This is a genomic window from Bacillus sp. TH13, assembly GCF_016651175.1.
Classification (GTDB): Bacteria; Bacillota; Bacilli; order Bacillales; family Bacillaceae_G; genus Bacillus_A; species Bacillus_A thuringiensis_S.
Window position 1 is genome coordinate 1 of the sequence record NZ_JAEKEJ010000007.1, and the last position, 17,203, is coordinate 17,203.

The following is a 17,203-nucleotide window of genomic DNA, read 5'->3' on the forward strand; positions in this document are numbered from 1 at the left end:
CTAAGCTGCTCTCTTATCCATACACTTCTATTTTCAAGCGTATCCGTATCCTAGATTCAACTGCATTTCAACTTCCAGATCCTTTTTCATTTGTTTATCCAGGTGCAGGAGGATGCAGTCATACAGCTGGAATAAAGATTCAGCTTGAATATGATTTATTAAGTGGACAATTCCTTCATATTCATACAGGTTCAGGTAAACAACATGATCGAACCTTTGGTTCCCTGTGTGTCCCAACTGTAACAGCGAATGATTTATGTATACGAGATTTAGGTTATTTTCATTTGAAAGATCTTCAACATATACAAGATAAAAAGGCTTATTATATCTCACGTATCAAATCGAATACACGTATTTATCAAAAAAATCCTAACCCTGATTATTTTCAAGATGGCCGAATCAAGAAAGGTACAGAGTATATCCAGATAGATATGGAGATTGTAATGAACTCTCTTCAACCAGGACAAACATGTGAAATATCCAACGCTTATGTAGGAATGACTGATAAAGTACCAACTCGTGTGATTGTTCATCGACTTACAGAAGAACAACAAAAAAAACGTCTACAAGATCAAGCTGTTCGAGAGAAAAAGAAAGGAATGAAGTATTCCTCTCGTAGTAAACGCCTTAGTGGTATCAATGTATATATGACAAACACTCCTACAGATATTGTCCCAATGGGACAAGTACATGATTGGTATTCTTTACGTTGGCAAATCGAGATTTTGTTTAAAACATGGAAATCATTCTTTCATATTCATCATTGTAAAAAGATAAAACGAGAACGATTGGAATGCCATTTGTATGGACAACTGATTGCCATTCTACTCTGTTCTTCTACCATGTTTCAAATGCGGCAATTACTTCTTATGAAGAAGAAACGAGAACTGAGTGAATATAAGGCTATATATATGATTAAAGATTATTTTCTTCTTCTTTTCCAAGCTATACAGAAAGACACCCAAGAGCTATCAAAGATTTTAATTCGCCTGTTCAACCTCTTACAGCAAAACGGGAGAAAATCTCATCGATATGAGAAGAAAACAGTCTATGATATATTAGGTGTCGTTTACAATTGTACCATGTCTGATAATCAAGCCGCTTAATTCAAAAAGTGAAACCCGTTAGGGTTTATTTCGTATGCACATCTTTCAATCATCTACATTTGCCCTTTAGAAAAAAGAAACAATCTCACCTAAAATTGACTTTGCATAAGCTTAGCTTGATAGTGATGTGGTGCTACCCCAATAAAGATAAACGCTTTTTGATAGGAAATGTGTTGGTTTACGTAGACCGAATTTCATCTCTCAGCTAAAATTGGTGTTTTACACCTTCACATTTTTAAGGAAGGAGTCTTCTGTCGGAAAATGATGAAATAAAATGCAAAAAAACCATCGTACTTTTCTCTACGATGGTTTTCTAAACGGATGAAAGCCCTAGTTAATTAGTAATGAAGAAGTTATTGTAACATATGTTTTGTATTACGTAAAATATACAAGTTTTATTAATAAAAATGGATGAGTTGATACTACTCAAATTGCCTTCTTTCTAATCGTTCAATCGCCTCACGTTTCTTCTCATTATTGATGTTCATATAGATACTAGTAACTTCAACAGAACTGTGTCACAGTTGATCTCGTAGTAACACAAGGCCTTTATTCTCCTTATAATGATTTGTTGCATATGTGTGCCGTAGTTTATGAGGGCTACGCTTCTCATCAAATGCACTTGGATATTTATCACTTAACTTCTGTATAGCTCTAACAGTTAACTGCGTATATTTCCCTTTATAATTTGTTACGAAAAGTAAGTCCTCATCTTGAGGACAGTTATATTTACTAGTTCGAACCTTAATATATTCCTGAACATCATCTAAGCAAGAGCGAGTGGCTAATATAGAAGATCTTTTATTACCTTTTTGTCATTAAATATGATGTTTGCAATATCATATGCTCTTACAGTTGTAGAAGTTTTTATAGAGAAGGAGATAGAAAAAACTTAAATTTCCGACATAGTACAATTGGCTGGCATCGCTCAAGGTACTCTTTACCTATATTTTCCCTCTAAGTTATCAGTTATGCCTGCTATAGCAGAGGTCATGATTGAGAGGATGATACAAACAGTTAAAGGGAGGGTACAATAAAACTCCTTTTTATAGAAAAGCTGTCACAAGTAATAGATGCTATTTTTAATTTTATTAAGGAGTATCTTGAAATTCAAGCAATTATGTATGCTGGTCTTGCATCAACTGAACATATAAAGGAATGTGAAACAGTATATCAATCTATTTATATGTTAAAAGTAAAGATGATGAAGCTATGCTTCAAAAAGCAGAGGGGTTAAATTTTATATCAAATGCATTAATTTCTAAATAATAGAAATTATAGGTGTGTTTAAATCTCGCGATTCTTGTATACCACTTTAAAAATATATTTAAAGATATTTGGCATATAAGATTCGTGAATTAAAGTATTGAATTTAATTAGGAACTGTTATCCCAAGCTAATATGAATGATAGTATAATAATTTTAAGCGATATGCGATGGTTAAATAGTTTGATTTCCTTACAAAATTGTAATGTTAGTGTCATGTTATGAAATTTTTATGCTTTGATAAATAAGTTACAATTATAAGATGAGCTAAGCATTATAAGTGCTTTAGTCTAATAATAACGTATAAAAAGAAGCAAAAGGTAAGTTGTTTAAATGAGTTTTTAATTTATATTTAATAAAAATCAAAATATTATTCCTCATATAATATTTCTGGTGTGTTTTTAGGGGGATTTGAGATATTGCTGATTACAAGTTTCCCTAAAAAAACATAAAAAAGGAATGAATTGAAAATGTTAGGAACAAAATTTACAAGTTTTATGGGTAGACCACGTGTTTGGAATGTCTCTAGTGATGTAATGGGAGCCTCTAAAATGGGGAGTACAGAAAAAGGCGAGTTTGAAATCAAAAATAAAACTTACACAAATGAAAAAGATGAACTTTTAAAAGATAGACAAGTATATATAAATTTAAAATCAGAATTCAACTCTTTTTCACAAACCCTTAATGAAATGGCCTCTTTTAAAGGAGAAGAGAAAAAAGTAACAACATCACAGGATGGATATATTAAAGTGAAAGCAAACCGTGATGCAATTGAGGGAACATTCAATATGATGGTTACACAACTTGCAGAGCATCATCAAATTGTTTCAAATACCATTAATGTTGATGAAAAATTGAATATAAATGATGTATTGAAAATTGGGGATAAAGAATTAAAAGTAACCAGTGATATGACGTATAAGGATTTAATTAATCTAATTAATGATGGGGATTATGGAGTATCTGCTTACACACAGGGCGAGAAAATTTTTATGCATGCTAAAAAAGTTGGTGAATCAAATAAAATTGAATTAAAAGACGGTACATCAGATTTGTTTAAAAAGATGTTTTATATCCCAGTGAAACGTAGTCATATAGATGAATCTGATAAGAACGCACCAAATTTTGTACTTAATACCATTAACACAGCGAAAGATGCAAAATATATCCTTAATGATATTGAAGGATCAAGTACAAGTAACACAGTAAAACCACTCCCTGGTGTAGAGATTGAATTACTAAAAGAGACAGAAATAAATACAGAAAATATAAACGCGAAAGGGAAAGAAATAAAATTTACAGTAAGTAATTCTGGTGTGTCAGATGCAACTAAACTAATAAAAAAGATGGTTGCAGATTATAATAATATTGCTTCGTCCTATGAGGAGTTTGTTAGGCCGATGGTAAGTTTACAAGGTAACGCAATAATGGCAGATATCTATCGTGAGATGAATAATATAGTTAGATTTTCACAAGGTGGTAATTACTTATCTACATTTGGTATTCAACTTACAGATGATGGAATAATGAGAGTAAATGATACGAAACTAACAAAGGCTTTGGAAGAGCATTCAGGGGCTGCAAAACAATTCTTCTTTAGTTCCGAGGGATTAGGTAAAACGATAGGAAAGTCATTTGAGGAAATATTTGGTGATGATAGTATTATTAGTAATCGAATCAAAAATATAAATTCTCGCGTAAATGATTTAGATAAAAAAATTAGCTATATTGATTTTTATAATAAAGAAAAACAGGATGAAAATGTTGATAAATATCAAAGATTAGAAACTGCATCTTTATTGCTTAATAATCAGATGAATATGATGAGATCAATGATTAGATAAAGAAGAGAATTTATCTAATTTATAATTTTAACTATTATATAAATATATAATAATATTAGGTTTTGTTATGAGGGAGTGATTAAAAATGAATGAGAAAGTCTATGAAGAGTTTGTAAGTTCTATTTATGAACTTGGTGACTTAAAATTATCAGAAGAAATGTTTCAAAAGAAACAAGATAAATTCAATCACTGGCTTATATCTTTGGAGGAAGAGAAAAAACAAGAAGTAATAGAAAAGATTATGCCTATAATTATGAAAGTTTCAGAACGTATTCAATATAAACAGCAAGCTTTTAAAGAAATAATATTGGAGAATGAAGGAATAATAAAAGCAAATTCACATTATGATAAGTTTTAGTTAAAATAATATTTGACGGATCGTAGTCTAGATATATTTGAGATAAACAAATATGGATAAAGGAAATTTCTTAATACTTTAAAGTGTATATTGAAAAATACAAAAATAGATAACAATGATAAAATAGTAGTTCTTCATGGGTTTCAAAAACTCAAACGAAGAACTACTATGTTCGTTTTAACAAGATGTAATAATAATTTAGTACCTTACTACCAGTAATCTAAATGATAAGTAATTCAAGCATGCTTATCTTCATGTATAGCACATAAGCCAATCAATATTACAGTTGTTTGCTTCTTGGTTATCATAAGGATATGGTTTGGTATTCAACACACCGTTTGGTTTCAATTTGTGTTAGGAATGTGAACAATAGAGGAGGGAGTGTTGATGGTTTAATAAATTAAATAAATTTAGAAAGGAGAAGCAAAGTGAGCATAAAGTGTTTCGAAAATTACCTTTATGGACTACTCTACTATCGTTAAGACAGAGTCCATAGCTTGTGTTTGGAGGCAAATAGTATGACTTTTGGCAGTCTGCATTTAAAAATGTTAATCGTAATTTAAAACCTTATTTTGTAAATAACACGGTTTCTATATCTATATTTTTTTATTTGCTATATATTTATTTCATCTTGAATTAGATGCTTCCTCAAATCTATTATTCGTAGCACTAATGATCATTTCAAAAATAATCATTTTGGTATTTTCATTCTTTTTATCATTTTATTCTATTGGTACTTTTTTAAAAGAAAGAATAAAACATTTTGAGGTCGTGGATATTTTAAGTATATCAGAAAGGCAAATAAAAAGCTTATTTTAATTGAAAATATGTCAATTGGTATAATTTCTATCATTTTTGGTATTCAATTTGGACTTGTATTTTTACAATTTTTCTTATTAGTCATAGCCAAAATAACACATTCTTCATTATTGAAATTGTATTGGCCAAATTAAGTCCTCTACTTGCTAACATCAATCTAAATGAATTTTATTGGTGTATAACCAATAAATGGGAAGGGCGTTTCTATTAAGAACTAAAGGTCATCGTCAAAAAAGAAGGGCATGTAGACAAATATAATCGATATAAAAAACTCAGGAGAACAACAGTGCTGAAAGAAATGTATATTGTCCGCTATGCAGATGAATTTAAAAGTGCGAGACGTTCGTCTCAAAAGTTAGCCTAATAAGCTAGCGGGAAGAGACGCACTAATCGAAAGGTGCAAACCAAAGATATAGGAGAACTTTATTGATGAAGAAAGGAATGAAGGGGTAACGCCTCGAAACTTTCTCGCTTAAATTCCCTACACCTAGCCTTTAGAAAAAAGAAACAACCTCTACTATAATTGACGTTTTATGATCTTAGCTTGATAGCGATGTGGTTCTACCCCGATTAGAAAAATATAGTATAAAAGTAAATGCGGCTAGTTTATGTGTTTCAGAAGATAGCCGATATACGATTGAATAAGATAATGAAAAAAGTTCCCTAAAAAGGGAACTTTTTTGCACCAGAGCTGGAACGACGTCTGTTTTCTGATAATTTTTGATGAATAGCATATGACTCATGACCGTCACTTTGTCAAAGCAGTTTAGAATAAGCACAATTTTTCCTTCATTAGCGTGAGCATTGTTTGACTCAAAACAGTGAGTGAGGTATCTCTAGAACAAATCAGCCACAAAAAAGTTTGGAGAATCTCAGGATCATTTTCGATAGGTATCAGCTTTATCCGCTGATTGTCTTGTGAAAAAGCTTGAGACAAAAGATAATAAGGCCCAAAAGTAACTACCATATTTTCACAAACAGACTTCACAATGGTATTCATATTGTTCGTTGTAAAAAGAACATTTGCGGAATTATTAGCCTTGTTCTCCATATGGCTTACAAAATTGACCATAAAGTTATCAGGGTAAACAGCTAAGGGCTGCTGAATTACCTGTTTGTAAGTTAGCACATCATGAATAACAAGAGGAGATTGCCGGTTTACTGCAAAGTAAAAGGCTCCACCAATAAGTTTTGTTAAATTATAAGACAAGTGGTAATTAGTTAATGAATCAGTAAATCCCATGCAAGCATAATCTAATTTTTCTTCTCTCAGTTCTTTCAACAAGTCTTGTGTATTAAATTCTCTTATGTCGACCTCCAGAAATGGAAAGTTCTGCTGTAGTGTGGGAAGGAGATCAACAAATTGATTGACCATCCCCGGAATCGATCCGATTTTTATTTTTAAAGATCTCACGTGACGCTTATCCTGTATATATTCATACATCTCCCGTTGTTTTTGAAGAATAACGTGTGCTTTCCGTATCATGTATTGTCCGTCTGTTGTGGGATAGGTAGATAGTCGTGTGCGGTGAAACAATGTCACCCCCAATTCTTTTTCTAGATTAGTAATGGACTGGCTTACCGCTGACGGTGTTATATATAGCTTTTTTGCCGTTTTAGAAAATTGCCTTTCTTGTGCTAACGAGATTAATATTTTTAATTGATCAAAATTCATAATGAACGACTCCTTGATTAAGTTTTACTTAAACTTAAGATAACTAACATTAAATTTACTTAATTATGGGTGATATGTAAACTGTAGATACAACCATAAAAAGGAGTGAATCTTCATGTGTACAAGTTTGACATTACAAACAAAAAATTGCCAACATCTTTTTGCAAGAACAATGGATTTCACAGTGGATCTCAATCAAGAAGTGATGATAATTCCACGCCGTTATCAATGGAAGAATATAACTGGTGAAACCATCAAGGCAAAACAATCTGTTGTCGGGATGGGAATTAACCATCAAGGAAGAGTCGTCATGGCGGACGGGCTAAATGAAGCAGGTATGACTTGTGCAGCGCTCTATTTTCCAGGATTCGCTGCTTATAGTAAAAGTATAGATGATAACAAAACCAATTTAGCACCATTTGATTTTGTTGTTTGGAGTCTCACGCAATTCGAATCGGTTGAAGCTTTAAAACAAGCCGTTGATAGTATTTCTTTCTCCGATGTTCCATTCCCTGTTTTAGGGATTACCCCTCCACTACATTGGATTATATCCGATAAGTGGGGGGAATGTATTGTACTTGAACCAACAACTGAAGGCATAAAAATGTATGACAATCCGCTAGGAGTGATGACCAACAGCCCTGAGTTTAACTGGCATCTACAAAATTTACGACAATATATTGGACTTCAGTCACAGCAAATCACTCCTATGCAATGGGGGGATTTATCGTTAAGTGCTTTTAGTCAGGGTTCAGGCTCAATGGGGCTTCCTGGTGATTTTACTCCACCATCACGATTTGTGCGAGCGGCATTCGGAAAACAAAATATCCAGGGTGTGGATAATGAAGAAGAAGGTGTATCGGCCGCTTTTCATATTTTGTCAACTTGTGAACTACCTAAAGGTGAAGTGATTACGCCTGAAGACACAGTAGACTATACCGTCTATACAAGTGCAATGTGCATGGAATCCGGTACTTATTATTATCATACCTACGATTATCGACAAATTACAGCTATCAATTTGTTCCGTGAAAATTTAAATACAAATGAAATCAAAACCTATCCGATTCAACGAAAGCAGCGGATTTTTCACGAAAATTAATCAGAGACTGTAGCAACGTATAAAAAAACGGTTTTGTTGCAAAGTTAAAAAAGCAGAAACAGGTATTGATAAATAAGGGGAACCTTTTAGTAAGTGATTAATAATTCGTTTAATTCCTTGTACGTTGAAAAAACGCAGTTTATATATAAAATCCTGCGGATTAAAACCGTCGTTTGATATGTCTATAATCCTGTTCGATGAAATTATTGATATGTTTAACGATGCAATGTGTCGTATGCATATAAAAATCGTTATTTTTCAGTTTTTTGAACGCACAAAATAGGGCAGAAGCATTATCAGCCCGATATGATTTGGTTAACGGTAAAATAGTACCTACGGTACTTACTACCTCAGTTTTCGTGATGTAGTGGAAATGATGGAGGAACAAGGCTTATCCATTTCTCATACAACGATTATGCGTTGGGTTCATCAGTACGGTCCTGAATTGGACAAACGAATGACTCCTGGAGAGTTGATGAAACATATATCAAAGTAAAAGGTCAATGGATGTACCTGTATCGTGCTGTTGATTCGAAAGGAAATAAGGGGTTATGTAGCAATGGAACCAAATCACATAATAAGCATTAGTGGACATTAGAAATGATAAAACTGTCATTTTTTTTATAAAAACGGCTTGATTTTAGATACTTTTTCATTCACCTGAAACAGCAAAATACGATTTTGTGAAAATGATCAAGAACATATTTCACTAGGAATATCCTATAAGTATCATTAGCGGACATCATACTACTCGAATGGGGTCTTTTATGTCCGCTAACATACGAAATAGCCCTTAAAATGAATGTCTGCTAATACTTAACATGGGTTTCTTTGCCCATCCCCCGAAAACAGGGAATAAAACAGAACTTATCAAACAAGTTGCAGAACGAGCATCCTTATCACAAAAAGATGCTACCGCATCTGTACAAGCTGTTATGGATCAAATCACACATTCTCTTCGAAAGAGAGAATCTGTACAATTAATTGGATTCGGTACATTTGAAGTGCGTGAACGTTCTGCCCGTACAGGACGCAATCCTCAAACGGGAGAAGAACAGGAGGTAAAGTGCCTGGATTTAAAGCGGGGAAAGGTATAAAAGAGGCTGTAAAATAAGCGTTAGATTATATATGTGAAAAAGGAAGGGGGGATAAAAATCCTCCTTCCTTTTTCATATCAATCATGGATGTTTTTTCCTATCCCCCGAAAAGTGGGATTAATACAAAAGATTCCAAATTATATCTAGATTAAACTTTAAAATATGCATTTCAAATCTTCTACAATTGTATGGACATGTCTTAAATATAGATAAGTTGTATTTTTGAAATGAAAAATTCTACATTTTTAGCTATGTTACAAAGTACACTTTTTTGACATTATGTTTAAATTTTGTATGAAGTAAACTGATTCCCCTCTATATTGAATGAACAATCCTCTCATTATAATACTCTAATTAATGTCACATTTTCTTTTTTGATATGATGAGACCAAATAGTGAGTGCTGTACAACATCTGATATTGATCCGTCCATATTACCTTCCTTATTAAATTCCAACTATACTAAATGAATATGGAGTTCATCCTTGTTTTTGAATTTGTCCATAAAAAAGACCAACCTCATTTTAATTATTTTTTGACAATTCCTTTCATAACGTAGAAATCAACGTTATATTAAAAAAAGGGATCATAGTATCTATATATTTATAATGAGGAGCGAATGCACAATGGGAAATGTACAGGTAAAAGTAGCCGATAAAGAAGGACTCATTCAAGAATCTACAGGAGACTTTGTATTAGCTATCAATGTCAAAGAAGAGCAAAGCCAAGTAATTGTACAAGGGGAGTTTAATATTGAAAATTACATTAAACTGGTTCAAGCAACCATTAAAGCATTAGTACAAGTAGGGCATTCCAATCATGTCCCTCCAATTATGCTAGACACAATGATTCAAGAATCTTTTCGATTAGCTGTAAAAGATATATTACTTGAAAATGGTTATGATGAATTAGATATAGAAGAAATTGAAAAGAGAACCGACAGAATGTATGAAGAGGAAACTGAAGAAATATCTGAGGAGCATAAGGGATTTGATCTAGATTCCTATTTAGAACGATTTGATTTATTAAAAGATGACATTCGCTTAAAAGCATTTCGCAAGTTGTGTTCAAGCTACCATGTTTCAATGGGGCGTGTTGAAATACAAAAACAATTTGAGATAAATATTTTACCAAGGGCAAAAGAGATTATATCTATCATTTCTCCTGATCTTTTGGAATCAGATTTATTTATTAACCGTATAATAGAGTATGGAGTACAAACCATTGAATTAGAGACTATGTTAGAAGAAATGAAGGAAACACTAGTAATGATTCATGAATTGTCTATTGTTCTAGAGGTTTCTACATTGGCAGACGTTCTAACAATCCAAAAAGAATATCATAATGCTAGAAGTAGATAACATATATAGGCTTGCTTGATTACATAGTGAAGTGAAATGTAAAGAAGATATGTTATAAGAATACAAGAAGCCCACCTTATGATCTCGCCGGCGGAAGCGTAAAAAAGGCGTACATTCTTCTCTAAGCAAGAGTGTGCGCTTTTTCACGTATATTTTGACCAATGCATCATAAAAATCGATAGTATTTACGTCGCAAGCGTTTTCATCCAACTTGAATTGAGATGCTTTTTTAGATTACTTCGGTGCCATTTGATTAAAGAAGCTCATAATGAGGTTCAGCAAAGATATATGTGAATTTGGGTCACGTGATGTATTTTAATAATAATGTTACGTATTATTTTTGATACAGTATTTTGTTACAGCTACTTCAACGGTTAAGATACTTTATATTTTTAAATACAAAATGTAACAGAAACGAACGTTTATGTTACAAATCCGATTAGCCCAGTTAATCCTTCAAATGGATTAAGACCTCTTGCTATTATAATAAACAAGGTTGTTTTACCAGTACCAATTTGTCTAATTTCCCCAATAGCATTGAATTTTTAGGTGGGAGTCTTACTGCCCGTTAATGCGGGATAAATATATATCGTGAATATTGTATCTCTGTGACCTGATTTTACGCGTATCTCGGCTGAACCCCATTATAAATTATATAAAGAAAAGACACCCAAAGGAGCCTTCCTCCGACTTGAACTATCTTAATTTTAATAATATGCATTGGACTCCTATCCAAATATTATTTTTCTCAATGAATAATTGGAATATTTTGGGGATATTTTCGCTATTTTTATGTTAAGATATTTTAATGTTATTTGGATTATTTTGGGGGGTTGGAAGATTTGCTTAGGGCGTTTCATATGGACTTTATTTTCTATACAGAAAGTATAAAAGTTTTAGAGTTATTAGGGAATCCTAATCGATTATCAATTGTTTGTAATTTGATTACATATGGATCTTTATCAGTTTCTGATTTAAGTAAGAAAACAAGAATTTCGGAAAGTGTAATTTTACAGCATTTACGAAAATTAGTTCAAGGTAATATTGTGATAAGTGAACGTAAAGGCAAAAGATTATATTGTAGATTAGAAGATAATAAAATAGTTGAGATGGTTAAGGTGTTGGGGTTAGTAAGTTAATTCATTCATATTGGTGAGTTTGTCTAAGTGTGATAGAATAAGAACAACTGTATATTGTAGGGTGGGAGGTTATGACTGTCCTTTTCTCATTTGATGGGGAAAGGAGGTGTATCCGAATGGAGATTCTTTTACTGATCTTATTATAAATCATAAAGACTATTGCTAGAGAAGTAGTGGTCTTTATGATTAAGAAATTGTACCGTAGGTACCATCTTACTGTTTGCAAAATAATATCATGATGATAATGCTTACACTTGAATAAATTTCGCTTTTCCATACTGATCACGCACCTTTTTTAGAGTAATAGTATCAGTATGTCCAAGATTTAGGGATTACCTGCAATTATCTTGAAGTTTTCGCACCAGAACCCTAATTATTTAGACTTACATGTTCTTTATTTAATGACAAAAAATATTAACTTGATGAATGTACGATGTATAGTTGTCAAACTAATAAAAGAGTCGTATAAACAACCACTATTTATCTAAGACATTAAAAAATGTGAGAGTAGTTTTTAAATATTATAAGAGAGGGGGAGTTATGAAACTGAAAATTATTTTCATCCTATTAATAGCAAATATTAACTTTACATTAAATCCGTGTTTAATTGATAATTGTACTTGTGATAAAATTGGTGTATAATAACAATGGTAAAATTCATGTTCATTCTCAATAGTATAGATATTGATATTGATATTAATTTTAATGATGTGTAACTGAATATTATAAAATAAACTTAAATAAATGAGGTTCTCTATGTCAAAAGCCATAATAAAAAAAGGTTATTGGGATCATTTCGTTATGTTTGAAGCGTTTAAACATAACGATCCTCGAAAAGCACTTAATAAATATGAAGATTTAATTAATAAATTAATACAATCCGGATTAATCATTTCTGCAGAAACCCCGGATAAGAAAGTATCATTTAACAAAAAATTCGAAGATGAGCTAGCAAAGAGACGCGATTTATACCTGCAAGCCATCGGAAATAATAAAATAGTGCCCGCCCATTTACGCGGAGATATAAAAAAGGTGGCAGAGACATCAACAGTTTTTGTTGGGTCAGATGACCAATCTTTTACAATTGATGTTGAAGATAATATTGTCGATGAGTTAAGTGTTTCTCAATCGAATGCTTTATACCAATTAACTGGTTTGTATAACTTAGAGCATCAACAAACAGGATTTCTACATACATCTTTTAAAAATAGATTTCTATTAATGCCAGTAAAAGTAGTGATTGATGAGAAAACTTTCTTTATAAATGTAATTTTAACGCTATTTAAGCACGGTTATTGTATGCTTCATTTTTCGATTAATGTAGCAAATGTTGATATAGATGTTCTAAATACAAGTATATGGAATATGCATTTTGATAAAATAATGTTGCCCGAAAGAATGATAAATGATGGCATATCTTTGGAATATAAAAAGAAAGCTAGATGTAACAATGTGAATGACATTACATCAGTATTCTTAGATTACGTATCAAAGCACTTCGGCATACAAGAACAGTCCAATATTACAAAATATAATCATTTAAACTTAATTGATTATGCATTTAGGCCCAAAAACTTTGAAGATAAAGATATTTCAAAGCCGTTGAAGGCCAACCTTTTCCAACTATTATTTGCTCCAGTTTCAGAGTTTACTATGAATAGCGATAAAAATATAGATACATTGTTGGATAGCAAGAAATACGATTTAAATTTGTATTTTCGTTCTTATGCAAATCACAATCGTTTAGTTAATATATATAGCAGTCGAATTGATCAACCATTTAAGTCTATTAGTGAAGATCCATTTTCAGAAATTTCACTTCATAACACTGCAATTGGTGGTTCTATAAATTCGATAGAATTACTTATGCAAAAAAACTTCAAAATGATAAAACAACCTTTTTAAACCTTAATTCTACAATGACAATAAATGATCTAATTAAAATTAAAACAAATAATAACCTTGAATATTTCCATGAATTTTCACAGTACTATTATTCATATGCTTCGGTAAATGCTTTTACAGATTATCTTGAAAATGCTTGCGATGATTATTTGAAAAATGAAATGGTAATTGAAAGAAATAAAAGAATGGAAGAACTAATTACTTTAAGGAAAGAAAAATATGTTTCGAAGTTTACTGCCTTAAGCCCAATATTAACAATTACTATTACCTTGCTATTTTCTTTACCAACTTTAGATCAATTATTAAAATTGTTAAATTTTCAAGGATATCTTCTGCCTATATATACTATAAGTAATTTTATCTTTATTATTTTTATCTGTATTCTATATCGCGAACTAATTAAAGAGAAATCAATAAATCTTTTCAATTATATTAAAAGAAATTTATCCCTAATATATAAATACGCAAGAGAAAGACTTTTAAAGGTAAAAGATTATACCGTTGTAAAATATGACGAATTATATCTTTTCTTGAAAAGTAAAATATATAAGTTACAAAAGAAAGTGTCTGCAATATTTGATTATTTTAAGCGTCGAAAAAAATGATTATATTACTTAATACAATTTTTTCTGTAAATTTGATCCACATTCATACATTCATGCTTTTCTTGTTCAATTAAAATAGTAGGAGCTCTACCCTCTATATTTCAATTGAAAATAGTACATATCTAGGAATTTTAGATTAAAATTGTATTTAATGTAAAATTAGACAAATTTAGACAAAATAGTACATTGATTATAAAAAATCAATGTACTATTTTAAAGTTTGAGGTGAAAAAATTGAGCAATAGAGAAAAACAAGTGTATCAAGTACGTGTAGAACGTCATAAAGAAAAAATGCCCTGGTATATCATTGAATATATTGAAGAGAAAACAAACCTTTCCCCTGCTACCTTGTATGGATATTTAATTGAATACGAAATGTTTTTACAATGGTTGATCTCCTCTCGTCTTGCTGTCGTAGATGGAGAAGTTGTAACGAAAATACATGAGGTGCCAATTGAAACGTTGGAACACCTTCCTCTTAAACAAGTAAAAAGGTTTAAAAGTTATTTAGAGAGACAAGGTAATAAAACTAAGGCAGTAATACGAACATTTTCAGCTCTAAAGTCATTATTTAACTACCTAACAAGCAATACTGAAGATGATAATGGAGAATGTTACTTTTATAGAAATGTTATGGCCAAAATGGAAATTCATAAGGAAAAAATTGACGCTGCAGCGAGAGCAAAAGAAATTTCTGAAGTTATTTTCCACAATAATGATGACATTAAATTTATGCGCTTTTTATCCAATGAATATGAGCAAATGCTGCAAGAAACTGCTCCTGGTAAACTAAGATTCTTTAGACGTGATAGAGAGCGTGATATTGCTATTTTAAGTTTAATCTTAGGTACAGGCCTCCGGGTATCAGAAGCAGCTAGTTTAACTATTTCTAGTATTAATTTTCGTACTCGTTACATCAAGGTTATACGTAAAGGAGATAAAAAATCATCTATTTTGGCTACACAAACGGCTCTAGATGATGTTCAAGAGTACCTTAAAGTACGTACTAATCGTTATAAGTGTCCTGATGATGAAAATATTCTATTTGTAACGAATTATAAAGGCTCATACGCGCAAATTTCTGTTAATGCAATACAAAAGCTTACAGAGAAATATACTAGAGCATTTGACGAAAAAAAGAGCCCTCACAAGTTGCGGCATACATACGCAACGAATCATTATAATGAAAATAAAGATCTGGTTTTATTAGCAAATCAAATGGGACATAATTCGATGGAAACAACATCTTTATATACAAATATCGATGATTCTAAACGCCGTGAAGCAATTGAACGATTAGAAAAGCGTCAATTTGAAGGGGAAAGATGATTTTATGTATAAGAGATTTGTTTAAATTGAGGGATTAGAACATTTGATATTAAGCTAAAATAGCGAATGGGCTTTTAACTAAAGTCCATTCGCTATTTTAATATTTTTCTCTTTGCAAGACGGTTATTCAAGAGGTATTCTAAATCTTGTTGAAATAGGTTTATGCTACAATTCATTTGTAAAATTTTTAGAGTGCATAATATGAAGTCTTCGTCCACCATTATTTCTTTATATACATCATATATTTTACTAATTAAACATATTTTTTCTTCAGATATATTTATTTGTAGCCTTTTGTCAGTTATCATCAGTAAGTAGAGGGTACTTGGATAACTATTAGGTGTTTTCATAAGTTTCCTCCTAAAAAGAAGATTGGCTATCCATTTTTAATTTAATTGTACGGTTTCTGCTACGATAACTATGAGGTAATTCGAGGCAAATAATCTGTTCGTTAGAAATTCTATTAAGCATTCTATCAATTTCTCTAGATTCAAACTTTTTATTTAATTCATTGGGATGGAAGTTGGAAGTGAAAATAGTACTCCTTCCTTGTCTAGAGTTAAGGACATTATAGATGATTTCCGCCCTCCATTCATTTATACTTCCTACTCCTAAATCATCTAAGATTAACATCTCTGATTCATAAATCGCTCTGTATAAATCAGACTCAGAAAAAGGAGTTGCTTTGTCATAAGATTGTTTGAAAAGGCTAAACATAGTGGGGAAATTTATGAATAAAGATGAGATGCCCCTCTCCAATAATAGATGGTGTGCAGCACTTGCTAAATGACTCTTTCCACGTCCTACTTGCCCATATAAGTAAAAAGAATCTCCCCTTTTAAAACTTGTAACCAATTCAATAAATTTAGCGGCAGGCTCTCCATAAGTTTTTATATCTCCTTGATAAAAATCAAATGAATCTATAGTTGCATCTTTAAGTTCATCATTAATAATAGAAAATTTATTAATAGCTAACAATCGAGCTTTTTGATCGTTCTCTCGAACTTGTTTAATTAGCTGGCAATTGCAATCTTGTTTAATTTCTTGAATTGTTCCTTGTTTAAATACCCCAAAATCTCTAGTATAAGTGAGCCTAACATTTTTTATTTCTCCACCACATTTTAAACAGCTTCTATAATCAAGAAATTCACTTATAGCTACATTTTGGAAAAAACTCATATCACCAATCTTTTTCATATTCTGCTCTTCCCTTCTCTAAAATCTTGCACAAACTTAAGGGCTTGTTCTTTTAATTTTCTTTTTTGGATTTGTTGACGTAGTAATTCGTCTTCTATTTTTTGCTCTTTTTCTTTTTCTAAGATATCAACTAAATTATTGGGGAAATATAACCAGCCAGCAGTGTTAACGATGGCGGTTGATACAATTTTAGAAAGCTCTTCCTCTGTAAAATGATCTTCGTATACAGGAAGTATCCTGTTTACACAACTTCGTATATATGCTTCTCCTTTACCAAACCTAGCAAACTTTTTCCCGTGAAATTTTATGGCATTTTCAACAGTCTTTATATTCATCATATTTCTCCTTTAATTTGTTTTTTGAAAAATCTCATGAAATATATGTAATCCATTGTTTCGAGG

Annotated in this window: 12 protein-coding genes and 6 pseudogenes; 11 read left to right on the plus strand and 7 right to left on the minus strand. The window is 31.5% G+C overall.

Annotation, left to right across the window (positions count from 1 at the left end; all coding sequences use genetic code 11):
* On the plus strand, positions 1-1,106 hold a 1,106-nt coding region (locus JFU02_RS01740; RefSeq protein WP_201069504.1), incomplete at its 5' end, for an IS4 family transposase.
* 422 nt (positions 1,107-1,528) lie between these two features.
* Here JFU02_RS01740 and JFU02_RS01745 read toward each other — a convergent pair.
* Positions 1,529-1,921, minus strand: a pseudogene (locus tag JFU02_RS01745) (tyrosine-type recombinase/integrase); the annotation flags it as partial.
* Between the two features lie 81 nt (positions 1,922-2,002).
* Here JFU02_RS01745 and JFU02_RS01750 point away from each other — a divergent pair.
* From JFU02_RS01750 to JFU02_RS01760, 3 genes and pseudogenes are all read left to right on the plus strand, one after another.
* Positions 2,003-2,295 (plus strand): annotated as a pseudogene (locus JFU02_RS01750) (TetR/AcrR family transcriptional regulator); the annotation flags it as partial.
* Positions 2,296-2,842: 547 nt separating this feature from the next.
* A complete protein-coding gene (locus JFU02_RS01755) occupies positions 2,843-4,216 on the plus strand; it encodes a flagellar hook-associated protein 2 (protein ID WP_201069505.1) in 1,374 nt (457 codons plus the stop codon).
* Between the two features lie 85 nt (positions 4,217-4,301).
* Entirely contained in the window at positions 4,302-4,574 is a 273-nt protein-coding gene (locus JFU02_RS01760) for a flagellar biosynthesis protein FlgG (RefSeq protein ID WP_201069506.1), read from the plus strand.
* A 1,585-nt stretch (positions 4,575-6,159) separates the two neighbouring features.
* Here JFU02_RS01760 and JFU02_RS01765 read toward each other — a convergent pair.
* Positions 6,160-7,068 carry a LysR family transcriptional regulator gene (locus JFU02_RS01765; protein WP_201069507.1) on the minus strand — a complete coding sequence of 303 codons (909 nt, stop codon included), beginning with the start codon at positions 7,066-7,068 and terminating at the stop codon, positions 6,160-6,162.
* A gap of 115 nt (positions 7,069-7,183) precedes the next feature.
* Here JFU02_RS01765 and JFU02_RS01770 point away from each other — a divergent pair, with 115 nt between their 5' ends.
* Positions 7,184-8,170 (plus strand): choloylglycine hydrolase family protein, encoded by a 987-nt coding sequence (locus JFU02_RS01770; protein WP_201069508.1) that lies wholly within the window; start codon positions 7,184-7,186, stop codon positions 8,168-8,170.
* A gap of 163 nt (positions 8,171-8,333) precedes the next feature.
* Here the strand turns inward: JFU02_RS01770 and JFU02_RS01775 are convergent.
* Positions 8,334-8,468 (minus strand): annotated as a pseudogene (locus JFU02_RS01775) (IS6 family transposase); the annotation flags it as partial.
* 8 nt (positions 8,469-8,476) lie between these two features.
* Between JFU02_RS01775 and JFU02_RS01780 the strand changes: the two are divergent.
* From JFU02_RS01780 to JFU02_RS01795, 4 genes and pseudogenes are all read left to right on the plus strand, one after another.
* Positions 8,477-8,713: pseudogene (locus tag JFU02_RS01780) on the plus strand (DDE-type integrase/transposase/recombinase); the annotation flags it as partial.
* Positions 8,714-8,991: 278 nt separating this feature from the next.
* A pseudogene (locus tag JFU02_RS01785) lies at positions 8,992-9,284 on the plus strand (HU family DNA-binding protein).
* Between the two features lie 608 nt (positions 9,285-9,892).
* The gene (locus JFU02_RS01790) at positions 9,893-10,627 is read left to right on the plus strand and encodes a hypothetical protein (RefSeq protein ID WP_201069509.1); all 735 of its coding nucleotides are present in this window, start codon (positions 9,893-9,895) and stop codon (positions 10,625-10,627) included.
* Positions 10,628-11,487: 860 nt separating this feature from the next.
* Positions 11,488-11,766, plus strand: a complete 279-nt coding sequence (locus JFU02_RS01795; protein WP_201069809.1) for an ArsR/SmtB family transcription factor — start codon at positions 11,488-11,490, stop codon at positions 11,764-11,766.
* Between the two features lie 193 nt (positions 11,767-11,959).
* On the opposite strand, the pseudogene JFU02_RS01800 reads toward JFU02_RS01795, so the two are convergent.
* Positions 11,960-12,043 (minus strand): annotated as a pseudogene (locus JFU02_RS01800) (IS6 family transposase); the annotation flags it as partial.
* Positions 12,044-12,522: 479 nt separating this feature from the next.
* On the opposite strand from JFU02_RS01800, the gene JFU02_RS01805 reads away from it, so the two are divergent.
* Complete coding sequence (locus tag JFU02_RS01805) at positions 12,523-13,671, plus strand: hypothetical protein (protein WP_242488014.1); 1,149 nt, start codon at positions 12,523-12,525, stop codon at positions 13,669-13,671.
* Between the two features lie 839 nt (positions 13,672-14,510).
* Positions 14,511-15,605, plus strand: a complete 1,095-nt coding sequence (xerS, locus tag JFU02_RS01810; RefSeq protein WP_201069510.1) for a tyrosine recombinase XerS — start codon at positions 14,511-14,513, stop codon at positions 15,603-15,605.
* 92 nt (positions 15,606-15,697) lie between these two features.
* On the opposite strand, the gene JFU02_RS01815 is transcribed toward xerS, so the two are convergent.
* From JFU02_RS01815 to JFU02_RS01825, 3 genes are read right to left on the minus strand one after another with little or no spacing between them, the layout of a single operon-like run.
* Positions 15,698-15,955 carry a hypothetical protein gene (locus tag JFU02_RS01815; RefSeq protein WP_201069511.1) on the minus strand — a complete coding sequence of 86 codons (258 nt, stop codon included), beginning with the start codon at positions 15,953-15,955 and terminating at the stop codon, positions 15,698-15,700.
* Positions 15,956-15,965: 10 nt separating this feature from the next.
* The gene (locus JFU02_RS01820) at positions 15,966-16,802 is read right to left on the minus strand and encodes an ATP-binding protein (protein ID WP_201069512.1); all 837 of its coding nucleotides are present in this window, start codon (positions 16,800-16,802) and stop codon (positions 15,966-15,968) included.
* Complete coding sequence (locus JFU02_RS01825) at positions 16,799-17,137, minus strand: hypothetical protein (RefSeq protein ID WP_097926862.1); 339 nt, start codon at positions 17,135-17,137, stop codon at positions 16,799-16,801. The genes JFU02_RS01820 and JFU02_RS01825 overlap by 4 nt, the downstream gene beginning before the upstream one ends.
* Positions 17,138-17,203: the final 66 nt, after the last annotated feature.

What these genes read in the sequence shown, in the direction of transcription:
- JFU02_RS01795 (WP_201069809.1), top strand. Translation starts at nt 11,488, where the DNA reads ATGGACTTTATTTTCTATACAGAAAGTATAAAAGTTTTAGAGTTATTA.
- JFU02_RS01825 (WP_097926862.1), bottom strand. Translation starts at nt 17,137, where the DNA reads ATGAATATAAAGACTGTTGAAAATGCCATAAAATTTCACGGGAAAAAG.
- JFU02_RS01755 (WP_201069505.1), top strand. Translation starts at nt 2,843, where the DNA reads ATGTTAGGAACAAAATTTACAAGTTTTATGGGTAGACCACGTGTTTGG.
- JFU02_RS01790 (WP_201069509.1), top strand. Translation starts at nt 9,893, where the DNA reads ATGGGAAATGTACAGGTAAAAGTAGCCGATAAAGAAGGACTCATTCAA.
- JFU02_RS01770 (WP_201069508.1), top strand. Translation starts at nt 7,184, where the DNA reads ATGTGTACAAGTTTGACATTACAAACAAAAAATTGCCAACATCTTTTT.
- JFU02_RS01760 (WP_201069506.1), top strand. Translation starts at nt 4,302, where the DNA reads ATGAATGAGAAAGTCTATGAAGAGTTTGTAAGTTCTATTTATGAACTT.
- JFU02_RS01805 (WP_242488014.1), top strand. Translation starts at nt 12,523, where the DNA reads ATGTCAAAAGCCATAATAAAAAAAGGTTATTGGGATCATTTCGTTATG.
- JFU02_RS01815 (WP_201069511.1), bottom strand. Translation starts at nt 15,955, where the DNA reads ATGAAAACACCTAATAGTTATCCAAGTACCCTCTACTTACTGATGATA.
- JFU02_RS01820 (WP_201069512.1), bottom strand. Translation starts at nt 16,802, where the DNA reads ATGAAAAAGATTGGTGATATGAGTTTTTTCCAAAATGTAGCTATAAGT.
- JFU02_RS01765 (WP_201069507.1), bottom strand. Translation starts at nt 7,068, where the DNA reads ATGAATTTTGATCAATTAAAAATATTAATCTCGTTAGCACAAGAAAGG.